This window comes from Paenibacillus lignilyticus (genome assembly GCF_017942085.1).
GTDB lineage: Bacteria > Bacillota > Bacilli > Paenibacillales > Paenibacillaceae > Paenibacillus_Z > Paenibacillus_Z lignilyticus.
Genome location: NZ_JAGKSP010000010.1, coordinates 79,188 through 100,354, shown reverse-complemented (window position 1 = coordinate 100,354; position 21,167 = coordinate 79,188). Strand labels below are relative to the sequence as shown.

22 protein-coding genes are annotated in these 21,167 nt (G+C 52.7%); 5 read left to right on the top strand and 17 right to left on the bottom strand.

Annotated features, from left to right (window positions below; all coding sequences use genetic code 11):
- Window positions 1-130: 130 nt before the first annotated feature.
- The 5 genes from I8J30_RS21915 to I8J30_RS21895 form a co-directional block, all read right to left on the bottom strand.
- Window positions 131-556 (bottom strand): hypothetical protein, encoded by a 426-nt coding sequence (locus I8J30_RS21915; RefSeq protein ID WP_240548274.1) that lies wholly within the window; start codon window positions 554-556, stop codon window positions 131-133.
- 106 nt (window positions 557-662) lie between these two features.
- The gene (locus tag I8J30_RS21910) at window positions 663-1,334 is read right to left on the bottom strand and encodes a carboxylesterase family protein (protein ID WP_210661725.1); all 672 of its coding nucleotides are present in this window, start codon (window positions 1,332-1,334) and stop codon (window positions 663-665) included.
- A 101-nt stretch (window positions 1,335-1,435) separates the two neighbouring features.
- Window positions 1,436-2,302 (bottom strand): metallophosphoesterase family protein, encoded by an 867-nt coding sequence (locus tag I8J30_RS21905; protein ID WP_210661723.1) that lies wholly within the window; start codon window positions 2,300-2,302, stop codon window positions 1,436-1,438.
- Between the two features lie 31 nt (window positions 2,303-2,333).
- The gene (locus tag I8J30_RS21900; RefSeq protein WP_210661894.1) at window positions 2,334-2,675 is read right to left on the bottom strand and encodes a DMT family transporter; all 342 of its coding nucleotides are present in this window, start codon (window positions 2,673-2,675) and stop codon (window positions 2,334-2,336) included.
- The gene (locus I8J30_RS21895) at window positions 2,675-3,457 is read right to left on the bottom strand and encodes an HAD family hydrolase (RefSeq protein WP_210661721.1); all 783 of its coding nucleotides are present in this window, start codon (window positions 3,455-3,457) and stop codon (window positions 2,675-2,677) included. Before I8J30_RS21895 ends, I8J30_RS21900 begins: the two co-directional genes overlap by 1 nt.
- 223 nt (window positions 3,458-3,680) lie before the next feature.
- Here I8J30_RS21895 and I8J30_RS21890 point away from each other — a divergent pair, with 223 nt between their 5' ends.
- Window positions 3,681-4,238 carry a GbsR/MarR family transcriptional regulator gene (locus I8J30_RS21890; RefSeq protein ID WP_210661719.1) on the top strand — a complete coding sequence of 186 codons (558 nt, stop codon included), beginning with the start codon at window positions 3,681-3,683 and terminating at the stop codon, window positions 4,236-4,238.
- Between the two features lie 73 nt (window positions 4,239-4,311).
- Here the strand turns inward: I8J30_RS21890 and I8J30_RS34060 are convergent, their stop codons facing one another.
- Window positions 4,312-5,118 (bottom strand): polysaccharide deacetylase family protein, encoded by an 807-nt coding sequence (locus tag I8J30_RS34060; protein WP_210661717.1) that lies wholly within the window; start codon window positions 5,116-5,118, stop codon window positions 4,312-4,314.
- A 163-nt stretch (window positions 5,119-5,281) separates the two neighbouring features.
- Between I8J30_RS34060 and modA the strand changes: the two genes are divergently transcribed.
- Both modA and modB read left to right on the top strand, forming a co-directional pair.
- Window positions 5,282-6,061, top strand: coding sequence for a molybdate ABC transporter substrate-binding protein (gene modA / locus I8J30_RS21880; protein WP_420831250.1), 780 nt, complete (start codon window positions 5,282-5,284; stop codon window positions 6,059-6,061).
- A 16-nt stretch (window positions 6,062-6,077) separates the two neighbouring features.
- Window positions 6,078-6,746, top strand: coding sequence for a molybdate ABC transporter permease subunit (gene modB, locus I8J30_RS21875; protein ID WP_210661715.1), 669 nt, complete (start codon window positions 6,078-6,080; stop codon window positions 6,744-6,746).
- 125 nt (window positions 6,747-6,871) lie between these two features.
- On the opposite strand, the gene I8J30_RS21870 is transcribed toward modB, so the two are convergent.
- A complete protein-coding gene (locus I8J30_RS21870; RefSeq protein WP_210661713.1) occupies window positions 6,872-7,846 on the bottom strand; it encodes a helix-turn-helix transcriptional regulator in 975 nt (324 codons plus the stop codon).
- Window positions 7,847-7,963: 117 nt separating this feature from the next.
- On the opposite strand from I8J30_RS21870, the gene I8J30_RS21865 reads away from it, so the two are divergent.
- Entirely contained in the window at window positions 7,964-9,229 is a 1,266-nt protein-coding gene (locus I8J30_RS21865) for an MDR family MFS transporter (RefSeq protein ID WP_210661711.1), read from the top strand.
- 90 nt (window positions 9,230-9,319) lie between these two features.
- On the opposite strand, the gene I8J30_RS21860 is transcribed toward I8J30_RS21865, so the two are convergent.
- Genes I8J30_RS21860 through I8J30_RS21845 form a run of 4 tightly spaced genes read right to left on the bottom strand, consistent with a single transcriptional unit; the run spans window position 9,320 to window position 13,698 of the window.
- Window positions 9,320-10,027: a hypothetical protein gene (locus tag I8J30_RS21860; protein ID WP_210661709.1), complete on the bottom strand. Its 708-nt coding sequence runs from the start codon at window positions 10,025-10,027 to the stop codon at window positions 9,320-9,322.
- Between the two features lies 1 nt (window position 10,028).
- Window positions 10,029-12,011: a DUF8034 domain-containing protein gene (locus tag I8J30_RS21855; protein ID WP_210661707.1), complete on the bottom strand. Its 1,983-nt coding sequence runs from the start codon at window positions 12,009-12,011 to the stop codon at window positions 10,029-10,031.
- Window positions 12,004-12,753, bottom strand: a complete 750-nt coding sequence (locus I8J30_RS21850) for an RraA family protein (protein WP_210661705.1) — start codon at window positions 12,751-12,753, stop codon at window positions 12,004-12,006. The genes I8J30_RS21855 and I8J30_RS21850 overlap by 8 nt, the downstream gene beginning before the upstream one ends.
- 39 nt (window positions 12,754-12,792) lie before the next feature.
- A complete protein-coding gene (locus I8J30_RS21845; RefSeq protein ID WP_210661703.1) occupies window positions 12,793-13,698 on the bottom strand; it encodes an aldo/keto reductase in 906 nt (301 codons plus the stop codon).
- A 139-nt stretch (window positions 13,699-13,837) separates the two neighbouring features.
- On the opposite strand from I8J30_RS21845, the gene I8J30_RS21840 reads away from it, so the two are divergent.
- A complete protein-coding gene (locus I8J30_RS21840) occupies window positions 13,838-14,686 on the top strand; it encodes a helix-turn-helix transcriptional regulator (RefSeq protein ID WP_210661701.1) in 849 nt (282 codons plus the stop codon).
- A gap of 533 nt (window positions 14,687-15,219) precedes the next feature.
- Here the strand turns inward: I8J30_RS21840 and I8J30_RS21835 are convergent.
- From I8J30_RS21835 to I8J30_RS21810, 6 genes are all read right to left on the bottom strand, one after another.
- Window positions 15,220-15,672 carry a hypothetical protein gene (locus I8J30_RS21835; protein WP_210661890.1) on the bottom strand — a complete coding sequence of 151 codons (453 nt, stop codon included), beginning with the start codon at window positions 15,670-15,672 and terminating at the stop codon, window positions 15,220-15,222.
- Window positions 15,673-15,727: 55 nt separating this feature from the next.
- A complete protein-coding gene (locus tag I8J30_RS21830; protein ID WP_210661699.1) occupies window positions 15,728-16,630 on the bottom strand; it encodes an ABC transporter ATP-binding protein in 903 nt (300 codons plus the stop codon).
- Window positions 16,623-17,612 carry an ABC transporter ATP-binding protein gene (locus I8J30_RS21825; RefSeq protein WP_210661697.1) on the bottom strand — a complete coding sequence of 330 codons (990 nt, stop codon included), beginning with the start codon at window positions 17,610-17,612 and terminating at the stop codon, window positions 16,623-16,625. The genes I8J30_RS21830 and I8J30_RS21825 overlap by 8 nt, the downstream gene beginning before the upstream one ends.
- A gap of 35 nt (window positions 17,613-17,647) precedes the next feature.
- Window positions 17,648-18,493, bottom strand: coding sequence for an ABC transporter permease (locus I8J30_RS21820; RefSeq protein WP_210661695.1), 846 nt, complete (start codon window positions 18,491-18,493; stop codon window positions 17,648-17,650).
- A gap of 4 nt (window positions 18,494-18,497) precedes the next feature.
- Window positions 18,498-19,448: an ABC transporter permease gene (locus I8J30_RS21815; protein ID WP_210661693.1), complete on the bottom strand. Its 951-nt coding sequence runs from the start codon at window positions 19,446-19,448 to the stop codon at window positions 18,498-18,500.
- A 69-nt stretch (window positions 19,449-19,517) separates the two neighbouring features.
- Window positions 19,518-21,167 carry an ABC transporter substrate-binding protein gene (locus tag I8J30_RS21810; RefSeq protein WP_210661691.1) on the bottom strand — a complete coding sequence of 550 codons (1,650 nt, stop codon included), beginning with the start codon at window positions 21,165-21,167 and terminating at the stop codon, window positions 19,518-19,520.

The following is a 21,167-nucleotide window of genomic DNA, read 5'->3' as shown; positions in this document are numbered from 1 at the left end:
AGACGATCCCCCTGCATGGAAGGTTGCATTTCGGCCATACGGTCACCCTGCGCAGAAGGTTGCATACCAACCACCTTCTCTGAACGCAAAAAGAACCCGACCGCCGGACGGGTTCTCTTCCATGTTCATATTAGTTTACTTTCTCGACTTTGAAAACAAACTTCCATATTGCCGTATTCCCGGAATAGCGTCCGCGATTCTCAACAATGGATACCGTCAGAGTCTTCGTGATCGTTTTGGTAATCGAAGAAACCTTAATTGAAGTAGCAGCTTCACCATTATCCGGATACTTATCCTGTTCCTGCGCTTCGGCCACTAACTTAACGGTATCCGTCGACTTCAGGCTCAGCGTTGTCGATTGACCTTCCCCGAGTTCCTTACCGTTAACTGAGCCACCTGACCACCATTCATTCCCCACATGATTGTTCTCGACTAAAGATGCACTAACGAATGTCACTTTAATCTTCGTTGTTTTAGCGGCTGCGAACAGCGGTTGAGCTGTAAAGAGGGTGAGAATCAAGAAGGCGATTAGACCCTGGGTTAGCTTCTTATTCAAAGCACATCTTCCTCTTTTCTAGGATATATAAGAACTACCTAAATATAGCATGTCAGTAATTTTCATACTATGTATTCCTTTTACATTAAACAGCAAAACCCAGCCATTAATCGGCTGGGTTCTCCCTACGTTCATGCTGCAAAAACCATCGGTACAGCTCCGTATTCCGGTACGTTTCGCTCATGATCGAATGCTTCAGCCCCGGGTAGCCCGTGAAGGCAATATTGCCGCCGACCGCTTGGAGCGCCTGCACCATATCGCGCGAACCGCTAACCGGCACAACATCGTCGTCTTCGCCGTGGAAGGCCCAGATCGGGACGTCCTTCAGCAAGGCCGCAGCCTCGGGCTGATACCAGCCGGAGAGCGGAGCCACCGCCGCGAAGCGCTCCGGATAACGCGCCGCCAGATCCCATGCACCGTTGCCGCCCATGCTAAATCCGGTTAAATAAATGCGCCGCTCGTCGATCCGGCAGTTCGCAACGAGATGATCGATCATCGCCATCACGCCATCACGCTCGATCGGCCAGAACGAATGCGCTCCGCACTGCGGAGCCGCGACGACAAATTTGAAGATGCCGCGGCTCTCCGCAATCGCCGGCAGCCCATATCCGTCGAGCGCGCTCAGGTCGTCGCCGCGACGATTAATGCCATGAAGAAATACGATCAGCGGCCAGTCCTTCTCCTCTTGCTCGTCATAGGCCGAGGGCAGAAAGAGCTGATAGCCTATCGAGATCGATTTCCTGATTTCGGTCTGCAAGCGTTGCTTATACAAGGCCATTCGCAGCGTCCTCCCGCCAATTAACTTGGTAAAATAATATAACCGCGAAGACGGAAAGACAACAATAAAATAGGACACCCGCTCGGGTGCCCTACTCCAACCTAAAATGAGGCCGGATAATTCACTTGAAATTGCGCGCCTTCCACCCATTCGCCTCGTTCGAAATCCCTTCCGATCACGAGTACGCGGTCGGCATACACCTCGACATAATACCCCTGACTGCCGTCCTTATGCTCATCCTCATCCGTCCATAGGTACGCAGTCGAAGCGGCATTAAACATCGCCGGCAGCTGCCCGCCTCCGTCGAAGAAATTATGCGGGGCATCCAGCTCCCAGTGCGTGTGACCGGTGAACATGATCGCTTGGCGATGTTTGGCCAGCACCGCCTTGAGCTCCGCGTCCTGCGTGACGCCGTACCAGTGCTGCGCTTCCAGCGAGCCTGCCACAGTATCCTTCAGCGGCTGATGCAAGAATACAAATACCGGCTTATCAGGCGAAGCCTCTTCTCCAAGCTTCTGATCCAGCCAAGCAAGCTGCGTCTCCGATAAGGTACAGAACAGACCGATCCCCTCCTCCGTTCCGAGGAAGATAAAGTGATAGCCATCGATCCAATGGTCATGATACATGCCGGTCATCCCGGTTTGGCCTAAGAAAAGCTCCATGTGGTGCCGCCATTCATCGCCAATATCATGATTGCCGCTCGTCACGTACAGCTTCGGGAGCGCCTCTTTGTTCGCATTCCAAATCCGGTAAAACTCCTCATACTCCTCGATAAACCCGTTATCGGTCAAATCCCCCGCATGCATGATACCGCAGCTGCCTCCACCATTGGCCGCAATATCGGCAAGCGCGCGCTCCAAATTCCGATTATGCTCATGCGCCGGATCATTGTTAATATGCGTGTCCGTAATAACTTGGAAGGAGAGCAAAGGCTGCTCCAACCGCTCTTGGTTTAGTTTCGTTTCCATAGAATGCGAGCTTCCCCCTATTAAGTCGGTTTCAATGCCCCTTACTGCTCACCTGCAAGCCGATCACGCCAACAAGAATCAAACCAATCCATAAGAAGGAGATCGGCGGCAATTTCTCGTTGAAAATAAAATACCCGGCAATCGTAATCAGCACGATTCCGACGCCCGACCAAACCGCATATACAACGCTAACCTGCAAATAACCAAGCGCGTAATTAATTAACGTAAAGCTCGCTGCATAACAGACGAACATAACGATGGAAGGAATCAGCTTCGTGAAGCTTGCGGACAATTTCATCGAAATCGTACCGGTCAGCTCGAAGGCGATCGCAATCGCTAATAGGATCCAGCCCACGGTGCTCTCACCTTTCATCATAGCTGTTTACGCAGTTCTAATTCAGACATAGACACGATGATCGCATCCGCATCGGGCAATTTCGCCAAGGATTCAACGCCGGCGTCAGCCGCAATGCCGATGGCAACTGCCGCTCCCGCGAATTTGGCCATCTTCATATCGCCATTGGTATCCCCAATGACAGCCACCCGCGAAGGAGAGAGCGACAGCCTCGAACAGGCCAGCTCCACCATATCCGGGAACGGCTTGCCCCGCTCTATCTGATCCGTGCCGATACACACTGCAAAATAAGACGTGAGCCCCAGCCACTCCAATTGCTTGACGGCAGCGTCCGTCTCATCTGCGGTTACGACAGCGAGCGTAAGCCCATTCTCGCGGCATTGCTCCAGGAATGGAATGATGCCGGGAAGCGCTTTGGCCGCTCGCGCCGCGTTAAGCTGCTTATCCGCAAACTGGCGGCACTGCTCCACTGCAAGCTTCGCCTCGGCCCATGACATACCGGCAAGATAACCTTGCCAGGCGAGCACGGCAACCAGATCCTCAATCGTGCCCATGGCAAGGGGACCATTGCGATCGTAGTCGATGATTACCCCGTTCGGAGCATGGCGAGTCCCCCACAGAGTAGCGATATCCAGCTGCATCGGCGGCAAATGCTTTGCCTCGAGCTGGTTAGCGAACGCTTCCAGCATATGCTCGCTCCATTTTCCCCAAGTGAAGATGAAATCGATCAATGTTCCGTCTTTATCAAATAAAATTGCATCAATCGGATAACTAACACCTGCTGCCACCAAATGATTCAAGTCGTCCTCTCCCCTCTTTATCACTATACTCATATCATGCACCATCATCAATCCATTTTTGTTCAAAAAATATTTATTTTTTATGGAATATCATCGTTTTACCTTAATAATTGACATAAATTCAAAAATTATTGAACAAATAGAGAGAGGTTATTTCGTTTCCCCTATCGGTTTGGTATAATTTCACGGAACCCTTGTACATTCGGAGTCGGAGGCGGAGAACGTGAAGAAAGTCACTTCGGGGAAACTGAAAGAACCGGTGTCGCCGCGCGAGCAGTTTCGCATGAAGGTCATTGATGCCATTGCCAAAACGATGGACTTGTACGGCGTTAATTATTCCTTCGGACAGCTCTACGGCATTATGCTCTTCGAGGATCGGCCAATGACGCAAGAAGAGATGCAAGCCAGCATGAATATGAGCAAGAGCAACATGAGCTATGCCGTTCGTGCTTTGATCGATTCCAAAATGATGGTCAAGCTGGAAGAGAAGGCTGACCGTAAAGAGCTCTATGAAGTCGAAACGGATTTCTTCAAAGCGTTTCAGCAGTTCTTCGCAACGAAGCTGCAACGGGAAATCGACGTCATGCGCAGCGCTATTGACGAAGTGTTCCCTTCCTTATCGGAGATGATCCTCGAGCTAGACACCTCCGAGGAAGAGCGGATGTTATGCCTGAAGGACCTCCATAAATTAAAGCATGCCGTCCGTTACTATGAATGGCTCCAACAGTTCGTCAATCAGCTGGAGAGCGGACAATTCTTTCAAGGATACACAACCGAATAACTCGCCCATGCAAAAGAACCTTCAATGCCACTGCAGCAGTGGCATTGAAGGTTCTTTTTTGTGATGGATACGATCAGCTTCCGCTATCCGGTTCCAGCTTCTGCTTAAACGCGGGCAAATCCATCTCCCCCGAGATGAACAGCCGTTTGAGCAGATATGGATTTTGCAATGAGGTCGTCATGCCGTCATCGAACGTAAACGCGTAATCATACCCGCTGTCCTTCACGATCTTCACAGTCTCAAAGCTGCGCAGTCCATACGGATAGGCAATGACATGAACCGGTTTGGACAAATGCTTCTCGAGCAGCGCCTTGGAACCAGCAATTTCGTCCATTTGCCCTTTCGTCGTGTGGAGAGGCAGATACGGATGTGTCCGCGTATGCGACATCAGGTCCCAGCCCTTGCCGCTCAGCTGATCAACCTCGCTCCAATTCATATAGTCGGGCCCGCCAACCCAGTTGGTAACCAGGAACTCCACAGCGACATAGCCATATTTGTTCAAGATCGGATACGCATTCGTATAGTTATCCTTATAGCCGTCATCGAACGTAATCAGCACATTTCGTCCGTCGTTTGGCAATTTTCCTTTCATTAATAGCTCAAACCGGCTCAGATTGATGCTCCGATAGCCTTGTTCGCGCAGCCACTGCATCTGTTCCTCGAGGCGAGCCGGACTGACCACATACTCTCCTGTTTTCTTATCCGTAATCGAATGATAGCAGAGCACCGGAATTTGAACCTCCGACTCGGTGCCGGAGGCAAAAACAACGGTCGCTTTCTTAAAGGTAAGCAACTGATTCACGCCAATGGTAAATGACATGATGGCAAAAATAAAACCAACGCCAATAATAAGCAGTTTTCGACTCTTATGTCTGTTCACTAGGATCCTTCTCCCGATATTTCAGATTAGCCCTCATACTAGTTATAACTAAACCATACTAAATATCACTAATTATAAAATAGAGATTCAAAACAGTAGTCTATTATGTTACGATACATCACATAAACGAATTCATAGACGATTAAATGAAGTGTTGCATTGTATGATGAAACGCGCACCGAAAATGATGCTGCGTATTGCCCTTCCCATAGCTCTGCTTGCTGCAACGGCACAACCTGCAATCGCGGCTTCGAAGAAAACGGAACTGCTTGTTTGCGCTGCCGCAAGCTTGAAGGACAGCCTCGCTGAGATTGAGAAAGGCTATGAAGCCAGCCACCCAACGATTGACTTGGTGTTTAACCTTGGTTCCTCCGGTACGCTGCAGAAGCAAATCGAGCAAGGCGCTCCGGCCGACTTGTTCCTCTCTGCAGGCCAGAAGCAAATGGATGCACTGAATGATGCGAAACGAATTGAACGCAGCTCGCTGCTGCTGAAGAATGAGCTCGTTATGGTAGTTCCAACCGATAGCAAGAAAGCATTTACTACCATTAAACAACTGGTTGGTAAAGATATTGAAACGATTGCGATCGGTCAACCGGAGTCCGTTCCGGCCGGACAATATGCGAAAGAAACGTTAACTACTCGCAAATTATGGGACTCCCTTGCGTCCAAACTCGTCTACGCCAAGGATGTTCGCCAGGTGCTGACTTACGTAGAGACCGGGAATGCCGATGCCGGTTTCGTGTACAAGACAGATGCGCTCACTTCCAAGAAAGCAAAAGTCGCTCTTCGTATTATTCCGGGCGTCCATAAGCCGATTCTCTATCCGGCCGGTATCGTGAAAGATACGAAACATTTGAAAGAAGCTGCTGCGTTCTATTCGTATTTACAAGGCAGTAATGCTGATGCTATATTCGTCAAATACGGTTTTATGCTGCCCTAAGTCAGGATGATGAACAATGGATTGGCCAACCTTTCTTGAACCCATATCGCTTTCCATTCAAGTATCGCTGATCGCCAGCGTCATCATGCTGGTGTTGTCCGTTCTCATTGCTTGGCGGATGGCCCGCATGCGCTTCTTCGGCAAGAGCATCGTCGATGCGATTCTGATGCTTCCGCTTGTACTGCCGCCAACGGTCATCGGCTTCATCCTGCTCGTTGTCTTCGGACGGAGAAGCTGGCCCGGCAAGCTTTATGAGAAGCTGTTCGGCGGTCCGATTATTTTCACATGGGAAGCTGCCGTCATCGCTGCCGTGGTTGTTGCGTTTCCGCTAGCTTATCGTACAATGAAAGCCGGCTTCGAGGGAATAGACCGCTCACTGGAAAATTCGGCAAGGGTGTACGGCGCGTCCGAGTGGCAGGTCTTTCGCTACATTACGCTTCCGCTTGCGTTTCGCTCCGTGACGACCGGCTATATTCTGGGCTTCGCGCGCGGGCTCGGCGAATTCGGAGCCACGCTCATGATTGCCGGGAATATTCCGGGCAGAACGCAGACCATTCCTACCGCCATCTATGTTGCGATGGACGGAGGCAGTATGCGCATGGCATGGGCATGGGCCGGCTCCATGGTGGTGCTCTCCTTTATCATGCTCCTGATCGTTAATCGATTAACGAAAGAGGATTACTAATTCGAGAATCCCCTTCGCCTCGCGTGCTGCACGGGTAAAAGGAATTTTTGGCATAGCAAAGAAGCCCCTCAGGCGTACGCGTGTTACACGCGAGGCGAGGGGGCTTCTTCTACTTCGCTTCTATGTCACATATCGAGCAGGACTCGTCCGCTCTCCCGCAAATCATAGCCGCGGATGCTCCGCAGCTCGCTTTGATAAGCATCGGATTGCAGAATCTGCACGACGGCTTCAATCCACCGCAGATTATCCGGCCGTTTCAGCATGACCAGATCGTAGCGCTCCTGAATGAGCGGCACGAAATCGACGCCTCCGACGATATTCACTGCCTGCTGGGTGCCAACTCCGACATCCGCTTCTCCTGAGGCGATTTTGCCGGCTATCGCCAGATGGCTGTGCTCTTCATCTTGATAGCCATCAAGCTGCTGCGAGGAAATCCGGTGCAGCCTCAGCTGTTCATCGAGCAGCACGCGCGCGCCTGAGCCCTGCTCGCGATTGACGATGCGAAGCCCCGGCTGGCTCAAATCGGCCCATGTCAGCATCTGTTTCGGATTCCCCTGCTTGACATAGAAGCCTGCCGTACGAGCGAGTAAATGAACAACAATAACAGGCTTGCCGACAAGCAGCTTCCGAATATAGGGCAAATTATAAGTGCCTGTGTCGCCGTCGAGCAGATGGGTGCTCACGATGTCCGATTCGCCTTTGTACATGGAGATCAAGCTGTCCATACTGCCGACGAATGAACGAAGCGGCCGGAAGCCGGGCAATTGCTTCTCGATGTGCTTACTCAGCAAGTCCAGGCTGATATCGTGGCCGGTGATGACAAGCGAGCGTTCTGAAGCTGCATGGGGTATCGGCATGTTCGACAGCTGGGCGGTCGAAGACGAGGTGATCCCCTGCTGCTGCGAGGCTCCTTGACCGGGCGCACCGGCACCTTTGGCCCGATGCTTATACACGTCGAGAGCGGAAGCCTCCACGCGGATCTGCTTCCCTACTCGGTAGGAAGGCAGCTCGCCTTTCTTGATGAGATCATAGACGGTGAGCTTGGATATTTTGAGCAGCTTGGCTATTTCTTCGGTCGTATAAGACGTATCGCTGGACATAGACACCTCTGGTCATTTGTACTGTTCGCTCAATTATGACAGCCATTTCTTGTTGTTTCAACATGAATAGAAGGTGTATGATGGTTAAACACTTAGAACCAGAGGGATTTACACACCATGAAAATCAGAGATTGGGATTCAAATTTAAAAATCCGCCTCGGCGGAGAAGCTGCTTTTAACGTTATTTTCTGGACCTTCTTTCCGTTCCTCTCCATCTATTTCACCCGCGAGTTCGGCAAAGGCTGGACCGGGGTTCTCCTCGTTGTGTCGCAGTTATTGTCCGTATTTGCGAATTTGCTCGGCGGCTACTGCGCGGACCGTTTCGGACGCAAGCGCATGATGGTGTTTGCCGCCTATGGACAAGCGGTCGGTTATGGATTATTCGCCGCAGCCGCATCCCCTTGGCTGTCGATGCCGATTCTCGGCTTCACCGGCTTTACGATGGCCAGTTTCTTCGGCGCCTTATATTGGCCGGCCAGTCAAGCGATGGTCGCCGATGTGGTCGAGGAGAAAGATCAGGCGAGCGTCTTCGCTATCTTCTATACGGCAGCCAATATGGCTGTCGTTGTCGGACCCCTGCTCGGATCGATCCTATATGAAGACAATCCTTATACCGTGCTGGTTATAGCGGCCATTATCTGCATGCTGCTCGCGCTCTTCATGAACTACCGACTGCAGGAGACGCTGCCGGAGAAACTTGCCGAACGCAAACGCTCCAATGCCGGTGATCCGTGGTACCGCTCCGTCGCTGTGCAGCTGCGGGATTACAAGGTAATCGCCACTGACCGCGTGTTCTTGCTCTTCACCATTGCCGGCGTTCTGCTCTCGCAAACGTTCATGCAGCTGGACCTCTTGTTCCCGGTCTTCTTGAAGGAAACCATTCAGCAAGCAACGATCTTCTCGTTTAAGGACTGGCATCTGGAAGTGACCGGTCAGCAATTGTTTGGCCTCATCGTATCGGAGAACGGACTGCTCGTTGCTCTCTTCACCGTACTGGTGACCAAGTGGATTGTCGGTTTCCGCGATCGCTACATCTTCATCGGAGGAGCTTTACTCTACGCCGTCGGCATTCAGATGTTTGGCCTCATGTCCACCTTCTGGGGGTTCACGCTGGCGATTGCCATCTTCACCCTGGCTGAGCTGATGTCGGCGGGACCGCAGCAAGCCTTTATCGCCAGGCTCGCGCCAGAGGAGATGCGCGGACAATATTTTGCCGCCGCCAGCTTGCGCTACACGCTCGGACGGACACTTTCGCCGCTCACCATTCCGCTGACCAGCTGGATTGGCTTCACGTGGACGTTTACGTTATTGGCCGTTCTCGCCGCGCTCTCCGCGGTGATCTACAACATGATGTTCAACTTATTCGATAAGCAGTCGGCTTAAACAAACCGAAAAACCTTATCCGGCGTTGGCAGCTCGCAAAGTTCGCGACACCGCCAACGCCGGATAAGGTTTTTTGTTATCGAACCAAAGCTATTCTCCTCGGCCCATATAGAACAGCTCTTCCAGCACGCACCAAAGCCTCTCCGCTTCCGGTTTATCCGTCCACGGCTCAAAATGCGGCTCCATCGCCACGCCCCAATCCGGCGGCGTCTCTTTTGTTGAAAGCAGCCCCTTGCGAGGCGGCTCCACAATCGCCGGAAGCTCCTGATAAGAGAAAATATATTCGCCTAAGCTGCCGATCATATAGTACTTGTTGAACAGCCTCGGTTTCTCTTCCTGCAGCTGATAATGCAAGAATACGTAGCTGGCGTATTGATCCGGCTTCAGCCTCGACAGACTGCCGACCCGCTGCGTTGGCCGGTAGTCCGGATGCCGCCATGGCACATCGGGCTGCGGAAGATCATCGTGAAAAATATCGTTCATCCGCAGCTCCAAGCTGCCCCCAGCTCCGCCGATACTCGGCCACGTTTCCAGCAACGCTGACAGCTTCTCTTCCGCTGCCCATAAGCGAGCACGCTCGACACGACTGCCGGCGCTGTCGCTATTGCCGCCTTGCAGCTGCTCCAAGTACGTAAAGAGGTACCGCCCTTCGCGGAACACGCTGCAGGTTTCCACGCCCTGCTGTTTCAGGCGCTTCTTCAATGAGGCATCCGCGCCTGCCAGCTCGGTCAGGAACGCTTCCTCCATGTCCGGCTTGATGGCGGATATCCAGATGATCCGTTCGATTTCATTAGACATGTTATTCACTCCAAGGCTCCTGATAGGAAGGATCATTTACGAAACGCGCCATGCCAAGCTCAAGCGTCGTGTGGCTGCCCGGCTCAATCGTCACTTGCAGCCATTTGTCGTTGACCTCCGCCGTGGCTGTTGCCGATTGCGGATTGAACAAACCGCTCGGCAGCTTCTCCATCGTCGTGGATGCGCTCAGCTGGCTGCCATCGTTCACAGCTGTACCGAACACCGTGTACGCTACATCCGTGAACTGATGCTCGCCGAATGCGCCTGCTTGCAAGATGACGCTGCGGGACTGCGTCGGGTGAAGATTGACCAGCTTCACCGTCGTCCGATCCGCTTCCAGCTTCTCGACCAGTGCCGCCACATCGGCAGGCAATCCCGGCCGTTTGGCATCTGCATCGTAATAGCGGAGCCTCGCCTGCAGCAGACCGCCGTTATACAGCGGAGACGGCGCACCGAGCGTAAGCTGCAGCAAGCCTTCCAGCGTCACGGTATTGCGAATTTGCAAGTAATCATCCCGGTAATCCGCCGGATCTTCCGTATCTGTGCGCATGAAGCTGAGGCGCTGATAAATTTGAGTCAAATTATAGCTCAAGATCTCTTCCGGATAGCTCGGATATTCCCCTTCCAGATAGGAAACCCAGCAATAATCATGTCCGGCTTGGTCCTTGTTCCGGAAATAACGAATCTGATTGTAATCCGGTTTCGCATAATTGCGCAGCGACTTGAGCAGCGTATGATCGGCCTCTTCCATCGACATGTACCAGAGATGCGTCGGATAGAACGGCTCGATGGTGGTGAACTCGAAGGCGTGATCCTTCCACGTCACCGTCTTCCCGTCGTCATCAAGAATAATATTCGAGGTTGTGTATTCATACCAACCCGGATCGCCGAATTTATTAGGCAAATAGCGGGTGCCATCCTCCCCGACAATCGCCTTATCGTTCATGATGGTCAACTGCGAGCGCAGAAAATCCATATACGCAGGATCGCGTTCCAGGAGGAGCGCGTTTTGCGCAGCAACGCCAACGCCTTGGCCAATGCTTACCCAGCCATGCGGCCAAGTCCAGCCATACCAGCCGCCGTACCACTTGCCGCCGTTATGCTCCCCGATTATCCCGTTCAAGCCGACATTATCCGGAATCAGACCGCCGTTCTGCTTCGTTCTGTCGATCCAAGCGTCCACGTATTCTTTTACCCACGCTTTGTACTTCGGATCGCCCGTATGCAAGTACGCATTCGTCACCATGCTGGTGGCCAGCAAATTCAGCGGAATATCGCCGCGCGAGGCGCGCTCGACAATCGCCTTGCCCATCGCCATTGCGCCTTCGTCATGCTTCAGATCATCCAGCGTAGTTACGCCGGGCACGTCTTGGAAATGAAGTCCGTAATGTCTCATCCAATCGATATAATACCAGCCACTAAAATGAGTCTTGAAATTGCGGTCCGTCGCGCCTTTGCTGCCGGAATGCGGATATGGAATGATGCGGTGCTCCGGGTCATAGTTGATCGCCTCCGGGTCTTCGTTGAGGAAGAGTCCGGCAAAACGCTTCGCGCGCTCTTTGATAACCGGATCATTCGGATCCATTAGCCCCATATGGTAAAACATCGTATAGCCTTCGCCTTGGTGGAACCAGTCATAGCCCTGCTCATATTCCTTCTCGACCATTTTGTGGCCGGTACCGGAATCATAACGCGCGAATTGTGCCGTAATCGCGTCGAATTCCTTCTTAGATAACGTCTTGAACTTCTCATGACCGCCCAGGATATAGAACAACGGCCAATTGAAAAAGCTCTCGTACATGTCGTCCAACGCATCGATGCCGGTATGCGTATCCGTGGTTGGCCACAGAATCGTGCCGTCAGGACGGATATAGCGTTCCAACAACGGTTCTACCGCGTCGTTCATCAGATTGATGAGCTGGCGCTCCAGCAAAGCCCACTTCGGCGGCTCATAGAAAGCAAGATTAGCCTGCAGTTTAAGCATAGCCATTCTCCTTCTTCCAGTTCTCGAATTCGATCCTCGCTTCTGCGTTAGGCGGATAATGCGTGTGCAGCGATGCGCCTTCGTCCAGCTTCATCTTGATCCAGCGCTCTTCCAGCTCATCATGCGCTCTGGCAATCTTCACGATATCCTCCACGCATTGCGGCGGAATGGCAACAGCCCCATCCCGGTCTACCAGTATAATATCGCCCGGCACAACGGACACCCCGCCGCAGCGAATCGGTTCATTGAAACCAACCGACATCAGGGAGCGCGGAATCGCGCCGCCGTGAACGCCTCTGGCCAGCACGGGGAAATTCACAGCTTTTACCCGCTGCAAGTCGCGAATACAACCATCTACAATGATGGCTTGACCACCCAGGTAACGGAGACGACGGGTGAAAATATCGCCGATAACGCCGGTTTCCATATGGCTGCCGGTGTCGATAACGAGGATATCATTCTGCGTAATCGACTCCAGCGCAACCCGGTGCGGCGATTCCGGCAGCGTATCATACTGCTGCTTTACGAGGTCCTCTCGCAGCGGAATGAAACGCAAGGTTACCGCGCGGCCTACCGCGCTTTCCTGGCCTTCGGGAAAGCTTAATGGCATTATCCCTTGCATATAAGCGTTGCGATACCCCATCTCAACAAGGGTATGAGAAGCCGTGCTTACGCTGACAAGCTTCAATTCCTCCAGCAATTCATCGCTGATCGTATGGGTGTTTTTCACAATATAGGTCATCGTCGTAAACGCTCCTTTAGATGGTTAATTAGTTGTGGATTAAGCAAATAAGGACGGGCTGTCCGCGAATAAACGCATTACTCGGCTGTGATCCTCCGGCGCCAAGCCTTGGCCGTCGCAATAGGAGATATTGGCGCGCAGTGAGCGGCTCGAAGCGGTGCCGGTCAGCGTGACATGGATATCGGGATTTTGCAGACTGAATCGCATCCCCGGTTCCACCAGCCCTTTGGGCTCCGTGCGCCGCAGGAATGCCAAACTCTCCATGCGCCTGGCTGCCTCGCTGGTCAGTTCTTCATTCAGAAACTTCGCAGGCGCATCCGCCAGCAGTCCCATGCCCAGCACACTGCCGTTAATAACCGCAATGTTCTTGGCTTTGGCGAGCGGAATGATCTCTTTGGCCGCGGAATAATCAAGCAGCATATAACGGGCGTAGAACTGAATGGAATCGAACACATCGGTCTCCATATAGCGTTTCAGCAAATCCAGGTTGCGCGTCGTGACGCCGAGGAAACGAATTTTGCCTTCTTCCCGCAGCTTCTGCATCGCCGGAATGGCTTCGTTAATAATGACGTCATACGGTTTCTTCTCCACATCATGGAGCTGAAGCAGATCGATATAATCCGTCTGTAAGCGCTTTAAACTTTCTCCTACAGAATTGATGATGCCTGCATAATCGTAATCCTTATCGAAGCGCGCCGCTTTCGTGGCGAGTACAATCTTCTCGCGTCTCCCGCCGGCAAGCGCCCGGCCGAAGCGTTCTTCCGATAAGCCGCCTCCGTATAACGGAGCCGTATCGATGAAATTAATGCCCAGATCCAACGATTCATGAATGACGCGCTCGATTTCCGCTTCATCCACATCCTTGAAATCGCCTCCGATCGGCGCCCCTCCAAGGCCAAGCTTGGATACCTTCAATCCCGTTCGCCCAAATGTCGTATACTCCATGCCTCAGCGTCCTTCCACTTAAGAAGTATGATGATTTTGTTATTCCGTCTTCCATAAACTCAATATATACTATTATTATCGTGAATCGGATACCTGCTTTTTGCGATTTACATACCAACTTTTTGCGGAGCTGATGAAGATGTACGAGGCTCACTTTTTAGCCAAACCTGATTTCAACCGTTTCCCGGCCTACCCGATTGGCGTTGGACATATCTTCGATGAGCCGAACCATTTCGTTAACGGCATGCGTTATGCTGAGAATTTCTACAATATCCACTTTGTTGTGCGAGGCAGCGGGTGGCTCCGGACGAGTGTCGGCTCCGTTGAGCTGAAGCCCGGGATGGGATTCGTTTATGCCGAGGATCAGTATCAGCATTTCGGAACCTACGCGGATGACCCGTGGGAAGTGTGGTGGATTTACTTGAGCGGGGAAGGGATTCGGGATTTGATCGGCGATAAGCGGATCGGCGAAGTCTGGGCTTTCTCGTTTGAAGGAAATACGCGGCTGATCGCGCTTATGGAGGAGCTCTGGGAAGCGGCAGGCAAGAACGACATGGCCTGCGTGCCTCGGTATGCCGCTTTATCGTATGAGATCCTGCTCGAGATTCTGCTCCATACCGTGGACTTGAACGCACCAAGCGAGCCCGGCCTGGTGCATGCCATCAGGCGCGCCGCCGAGTTCATGCGCATGAACTGCGCCAAGGATTTGCCGCTGCAGAAGCTGGCCGATCAATGCGGAATAAGCCCGGCTTATTTTAGCCGGACGTTCCATATGCAGATGGGTATGCCACCGCTAACGTATTTGAATATGCAGCGCATCGAGCTGTCGAAGCAGATGCTGATCACAACGTCCAAGCCCGTGAAGCAAATCGCCCTTGAAGCAGGCTTCTCGAAGCCAAGCTACTACATCGAGCGCTTCCGATTCGCCGAAGGCGTCACGCCATCGGTATTCCGCGACCGGTACATGCGACCGGAGGCGCTGCCTTAATGCGCCTGGTAAAGTCGGCGCATTAAGGCAGCTATCGTGCTTCTGGGGCAACACTTGCGCAGTTTGTTGGTGATTTCTGCTCATGTGGCGCTCTAAGGGCTACACTTCGGCAGTTAGCCAGCGCCTGCTCCGGATCCAACCGTGCCCCTTTTGCAACATTGGCCGTGGCCGTATGCGGCTAACGCATCGTAGAGGTCTTATTTGGGTGAAAATAGCCCTAAATAAAATCTAACGAATCGTAGGAGCCTTATTAAGGGAAATTCGAGTGGGAACGGGCGTTTTGATACCAAATAAGACCGCTAGAATTCGTTAGAATTTCAAACCGGCCCATTTGGCCCAAATAAGCCCTCCTGGATTCGTTAGAGCCATATCATCCGATCGGAAATGGGAAAAGCGGCTCCCAGAGGGGATGATCCCTACTAGTTGCAACACTTCCTCGCCCCCACTTTCCCCAAAACGCAAAAAAACCGCCCCCTAAGGCACAAAGTGCACTTTCGGGACGGTTTTTCATCGAGCTGCTCTATCATCTAAGCCTAAGCCTGCGGCACGATCCGATATACAGCCGCTCCCGCTCCTGCCTCACCTTCGCCATCGAGAATCGTCCAGCCATGCGATAACACTCCATCCAGACGCGCCTTCTCAGCCGGCGTCAGCGTAGCGATCACCGCTTCGCGGCCTTCCTCCAGCACAAGCTCAGGCTCCTGAGCGAATGCAATGGCAATCCAGCTGCGAATCCCGCGAATGGTGTTGTACTTGATCTGGTAGCCGGAGCGTACCGCCGCTTCGAACGTTGCCGGTTCTTTGGCAGCGAAAGCCGCCAGCTCCTCGTAGTTAAACTCATAGATGCTGGTGTCATCCTTCGGCAGGTCGCCTTGCTGCGTACGGCGAATCAGCTCCTCGTCCGACCAGCCCAGTACACGCAGCGACTCAATCAGCATCGCGTCCCATTGGGACAACTTCACCCGTTCCGTTCCTTCTGCTGCCATCATGCTTTCCTCCCTGCTATATACTCTATGCACTATGCTATATCCATCATCAATCCTACTCCAGCGCCACAAAATGTCCCGGGCTAACTTCCCGCAACTCCGGCACAACCGCTCCGGCTTCCTTCGTCCAGATCACTCGCTCGCTTACCGCACGCGGGTCCGGTACCGGAATTGAAGAAAGCAGTGCCTTCGTATAAGGATGCAGCGGATTCTCGTACAGCTCCTCGCTTGACGCCACTTCAACCAAGCGGCCGCCGTACATCACGCCGATCCGGTCCGAAATATGCCGTACCATCGACAAGTCATGCGCGATAAAGAGATAAGTTAAACCAAACTCCTGCTGCAAATCCTCCAGCATGTTAATAACTTGGGCTTGGACAGATACGTCCAGTGCCGAGATCGGCTCGTCACATACGACAAAATCCGGCCGCACTGAGAGCGCCCTGGCAATCGAGATCCGCTGTCGCTGACCGCCGCTGAACTCGTGGGGATAACGAAGCAGATGCTCCCGCTTCAATCCAACCCGCTCCAGCAGCGCAGCCACGGCATCCTTACGCTCGGCACCGCGATGCAGCCCGTGAATATCCATAGGTTCCCCAATTAGCTCCAGCACGTTCATGCCGGGATTCAGCGAGGAATACGGGTCCTGAAAAATCGACTGGATGCGGCGGCGGAACGGCTTCAACTGCCGCTCGCCAAGCGACGACAGCTCATGGCCGTCAAAATGAACCTCGCCCGCCGTATAGTCGTAAAGCCGAAGCAAGCACCGGCCGACGGTCGACTTTCCGCTGCCGGACTCGCCGACAAGGCCGAACGTTTCTCCGCGTTTGATGCCGAAGCTGACACCATCCACGGCCTTCAGCACCTCGGTCGGCCTGCCCCACACATCCGTGCTCTTCGTAAAATGCTTCTTAAGTCCTCGCACTTCGACAAGCAAATCATCGCGTCGTTCACTCATGGTTGCCGCCCTCCTTCTCAACCGTTAACCAGCACAGCGAACGATGCCCCGGCGAAACCTCGGTGACCGGCGGCAGCGCTGCGCACTTGGACATGGCATGCGGACAGCGCTCCATGAACGGGCAACCTGGCGGCGGGTCCAGTAGATTCGGCGGCGTGCCGTCGATCGGGACCAGCCTTTCCTTGGAGCCTTTGTCCGGCTTCGGCAAGGAACGAAGCAAGCCTTGCGTATAAGGATGCTGCGGACTGTAGAAGATTTGCTCTACCGGTCCTTCCTCCATCACCATGCCGCCGTACATGACGACAACGCGGCTGCACACCTGCGCCACTACGCCCAGATCATGCGTAATGAGCGCGACTGCCGTCTGGGAGCGCTCCTTCAGCTCCTTGAGCAGATCCAGAATTTGCGCTTGGATCGTCACGTCGAGCGCCGTCGTCGGCTCATCGGCAATGAGCAGCTCCGGCTGGCAGGACAGCGCCATCGCAATCATAACCCGCTGGCGCATACCGCCGCTGAACTCATGCGGGTATTGGCGCACGCGCCGCTCCGGCTCCGTAATGCCGACTTGCCGCAGCATTTCGATCGCCTCGGCGATCGCCGCCTTCGGCTTCAAGCCGCGATGCCGCTGAATGACCTCCGCCATCTGATCGCCGATCCGCTGCACGGGATTGAGCGCCGTCATCGGGTCTTGGAACACCATCGCGATCCGATTGCCGCGCAGCTTGCGCCATTCTTTATCCGACAGCTTCGCGATCGACTTCCCGTCAAACGTGATATCCCCTTGAAGCACCTTGCCCGGCGGCGGAATAAGCCCCATCAACGCCTTCGCCGTTACACTCTTGCCGCTGCCGGATTCGCCGACGATACCGACAGTCTCCCCTGCATCAATATGAAAGCTGACGCCGCGGACAGCTTGATTCTCCCCTTCGCGGGTGAAGAAAGAAACCTTAAGGTCCGTGGCGGTCAGTAACCGTTTTGTCATCTGTGACTCACTCCCTTGTGCCTGCTGTTCACCGGTTATCTCCGAGTGAGCTTCGGTTCAAATCCGACGCGCAAAATATCGCCAAGCACGTTGAAGCTAAGAACCGTCAGTAGTATGAATAGTCCTGGGAATACCGCCAAGTAAGGCGCCTGCGCGATATAACCCTGAGCATTGTTGAGCATGCTGCCCCATGTCGCGCTGGGCGGCTGCACCCCAAAGCCGAGAAAGCTAAGGGACGACTCCATCATGATGGCATTCCCGATCGTATTCGTCGCGCCTACGATAATGACGGGCATCAGGTTCGGCAAAATATGCCGAATAATAATGCCGATGGCGCTCTGCCCCGAAGCTTTGGCATACAGAACGAATTCACGCTCTTTCACCGTCATCGTCTCCGCCCTAATGATCCGCGCGATATTCATCCACATTAATAAAGCAATAATAAGAATGATGCTGCCGACATTCGGCTTCAAGAAAATGCTGAGCAAGAGCAGAACTAAGAATGAAGGAATCGACATGATCACCTCTACGCCACGCATCAGTACATTATCCAGCTTGCCGCCGAAGTAGCCGCTAATCACCCCGATGGTGACGCCGATACCCGTAGCCAAAATCATGGACGCGAAACCAACCATCAGCGATACGCGACCGCCGAACAGCGCCCTTGTAAAATAATCACGACCGAAGTCATCCGTCCCGAACCAGTGGGCCGAGCTCGGCTTCTTCAGCCGCTCCAAGACATTCAATTGATTGGGATCCTGCGAGGATAGAAACGCCAGAATGGCGCCAATCGTCAGCACCGCCAAAATGACGACGGCCGCGATCCCAAATTTATTCGACAGTAGCTCGATTCTAACATTGCGCCATTTGGTGCGATTCATGAAGTCACCTCGTCTGTTTGATTCTCGGATCGGCAATGCCGTACAGCAGATCCGCGGCCAAATTCCCCAGTATCAGCATCACGGATGAGAATAGCGTTATGCCCATAATAACGGGATAATCCATTCCCCTCGCGGCTGTCATGCCCAGCGATCCGATACCCGGCCAGGAAAATATCGTTTCCGTCACAATAGCGCCTGCTACCAAATCTGCCATGGACAGCCCCAGCAGCGTAATGACGGGCAGCAGAACATGCTTCATGACATGGCGATATAGAATCTTCATTCGAGTTGAACCGAATGCATATTGAATTTGCACATAGTCTTCTTTTAATTGTCCAATCGTACTCGAACGGATGTAACGCACGTAACCGGGCATGAATCCAAACGCCAATACGAGACAAGGCAGAATGCCATGCTTGAAAACATCCCAAGCAGAGTTCGTACCGATTGTCCGCATTCCCATACTGGGCAGCCAGTGCAGCTTAACCGCGAAGAAATAGATAAACAAAATAGCAAGCCAGAACAGCGGCACGGAAATACCGATATAAGAGAGGAAATTAATCAGCTTGTCCACCCATTTGTTGCGGTATGCGCCTGCAAGCAGCCCAAGCGGGATCGAAAGCAATACCGCCAATCCAATCGCGGCACCCATCAGCCCTGCTGTTGCGGGCAGACGATCCAAGATTTGCTCCGTCACAGGCTGATGATTAATGAGGGAATAACCCAAGTTGCCTGTAAGGCAGGATTTCAGCCATTCCCAATACTGCACAATCGCAGGCTGATCGAGCCCCATATTGTGCCGAATCCGCTCAATATCGTCAGCATGCATGGCGGGTGTAACAAAGGAAAGCACCGGATCGCCCGGAGCCATCTTAATCATAGCAAAGCAGACAACCGAGACGAAGAAGAGCATCGGGATGGTCTGCAATAATCGTTTGGCGATGAGCTGTCTCATGCTGGATTCTCCTTGCTTTCAAGTAGCAAAAAATAAGCTGGAACGATCCAGCTTATTTTTTGAACGTTCTTATTTCAAATATAGTTTGGACGGATCTTCGAAGATTACGACCGGTTTCAGAACCGCTTCGTCAATGCCGCCATAGCGTTTGTCCATGGCAACGATTGTTTTCGTGTAACCGATTGGGAAGAGAGGAGCATCATCCGCAACGATTTCTTGAATTTTCTTGTACACTTCACCGCGTTTTGCAGTATCGCCTTCCGCAGCGCCTTGTTTCCACAAGCCGTCTACTTCCGCATTCGAGTAATGTGTCGTGTTATAGTCAGCACCTGTCGCGTACAGGATGCTGTATGCATCAGGGTCAGAACCCATAATGTAACCACCAACGAAGAATTCGAAATCAGCTGCCTTCGGATCGTAAGCCTTATCGCCGAAAGCCGATGCATCCATATTTTGAAGTTCTACATTAAGACCGACTTCTTTAAGCTTCTGTTGCACGTATAGGGAAACCGACTCTTGAACTTTGTTGCCGCTCGACACGATGAAACGCAGCTTCTGTCCTTCTTTAACGCCTGCCGCTTTCAGCAGTTCTTTCGCCTTCGCCGTATCATTGTCAAATGAAGCAACGTCGTTCGTGTGGTACAGCGTATCCGGCGTCAGAATGGAATGAGCCTGCTCTGCATAATCAGCAGAGGAGTAAGCCGCTTGAATGAGTTCTTCGCGGTTTAGCGCATAAGACAGTGCTTGACGAACTTCTTTCTTCTTCAGGATGCCAGTATCGCTGTTTGCATTGAAGTTCAGGTAGGACAGACGGCCTTCGCTGTAAGGCTTAATTTCGAAATTGCCTGTAGCATCAATTGTCGCTACGTCTTGCGGATCCAAGTACTTCACGTTGATCTCTCCGCTTTGCAGAGCAAGGTTCGCTGCATTCGTATCTTTCGCAACACGGTACGTGATGGAATCCAGATGCGGTTTGCCGCCAAAATAATTATCGAAACGCTCAAGCGTCAGGTACTCGCCTGTTTTGTACTCTTTGAATTTGAATGCGCCGGAGCCGATTGGCGCTGCATTCTTCGTGCTTTTCTCAATATCCGCTTCGTTCTCGAAGATGTGCTTCGGAATCGGCGTGATTTGAACCAAGGTTGCTTCGAATGCCGGGCTTACGCTCGGAAGCTTGAAGTCGACTGTCGTATCATCCACTTTAACCGCTTCGATCGGCTTGCCGCCAATGATGAGGTTGCCGCGCAGGAAGCTGTTTTGTTTCTCTTCCAAAATTTTATTGAAAGTGAAGACAACGTCATCGGCAGTCAGCTTCTCGCCATCGTGCCAAGTCAGGCCGTTCTTCAGCTTTAAGGTATAAGTCAGGTTATCGGCAGATGGCGTCAAGCTCTCTGCAAGATAGAAGGTTTTCTTGCCGTTGTTGATTTGGAACAGTGGAGCATACAACGCTTGGTCAATGGTTAGGCTGACACGGTCGCTTGCATAGTTCGGGTTAAGGATCGTCGGATCAGCTGCTACAGCAATAATGAGGCTGCCGCCATCCTTCGGCTGCGATGCGTCGGTACCCGCATTGTCAGACGCTTGTGTATTATTGGCCGGTGCGTTATTCGAAGACGTGTTCGAATTCGAATTGTTCGAAGTGCCTCCGGAGCATGCACTGATTACCAGGGTAAGTAGGGCTAGAACAATCACGACGGGTAAACTTCTCTTGCTGCGCAT

Coding starts and splice junctions, on each gene's coding strand:
- I8J30_RS21905 (WP_210661723.1), bottom strand. CDS start 2,302: ATGGAAACGAAACTAAACCAAGAGCGGTTGGAGCAGCCTTTGCTCTCC.
- I8J30_RS21845 (WP_210661703.1), bottom strand. CDS start 13,698: ATGGAGTATACGACATTTGGGCGAACGGGATTGAAGGTATCCAAGCTT.
- I8J30_RS21820 (WP_210661695.1), bottom strand. CDS start 18,493: ATGAATCGCACCAAATGGCGCAATGTTAGAATCGAGCTACTGTCGAAT.
- I8J30_RS21865 (WP_210661711.1), top strand. CDS start 7,964: ATGAAAATCAGAGATTGGGATTCAAATTTAAAAATCCGCCTCGGCGGA.
- modA (WP_420831250.1), top strand. CDS start 5,282: ATGATGAAACGCGCACCGAAAATGATGCTGCGTATTGCCCTTCCCATA.
- I8J30_RS21850 (WP_210661705.1), bottom strand. CDS start 12,753: ATGACCTATATTGTGAAAAACACCCATACGATCAGCGATGAATTGCTG.
- I8J30_RS21910 (WP_210661725.1), bottom strand. CDS start 1,334: ATGGCCTTGTATAAGCAACGCTTGCAGACCGAAATCAGGAAATCGATC.
- I8J30_RS21810 (WP_210661691.1), bottom strand. CDS start 21,167: ATGCGCAGCAAGAGAAGTTTACCCGTCGTGATTGTTCTAGCCCTACTT.
- I8J30_RS21825 (WP_210661697.1), bottom strand. CDS start 17,612: ATGACAAAACGGTTACTGACCGCCACGGACCTTAAGGTTTCTTTCTTC.
- I8J30_RS21870 (WP_210661713.1), bottom strand. CDS start 7,846: ATGTCCAGCGATACGTCTTATACGACCGAAGAAATAGCCAAGCTGCTC.
- I8J30_RS21830 (WP_210661699.1), bottom strand. CDS start 16,630: ATGAGTGAACGACGCGATGATTTGCTTGTCGAAGTGCGAGGACTTAAG.
- I8J30_RS21840 (WP_210661701.1), top strand. CDS start 13,838: ATGTACGAGGCTCACTTTTTAGCCAAACCTGATTTCAACCGTTTCCCG.
- I8J30_RS21815 (WP_210661693.1), bottom strand. CDS start 19,448: ATGAGACAGCTCATCGCCAAACGATTATTGCAGACCATCCCGATGCTC.
- I8J30_RS21860 (WP_210661709.1), bottom strand. CDS start 10,027: ATGTCTAATGAAATCGAACGGATCATCTGGATATCCGCCATCAAGCCG.
- modB (WP_210661715.1), top strand. CDS start 6,078: ATGGATTGGCCAACCTTTCTTGAACCCATATCGCTTTCCATTCAAGTA.
- I8J30_RS21900 (WP_210661894.1), bottom strand. CDS start 2,675: ATGAAAGGTGAGAGCACCGTGGGCTGGATCCTATTAGCGATTGCGATC.
- I8J30_RS21835 (WP_210661890.1), bottom strand. CDS start 15,672: ATGGCAGCAGAAGGAACGGAACGGGTGAAGTTGTCCCAATGGGACGCG.
- I8J30_RS21855 (WP_210661707.1), bottom strand. CDS start 12,011: ATGCTTAAACTGCAGGCTAATCTTGCTTTCTATGAGCCGCCGAAGTGG.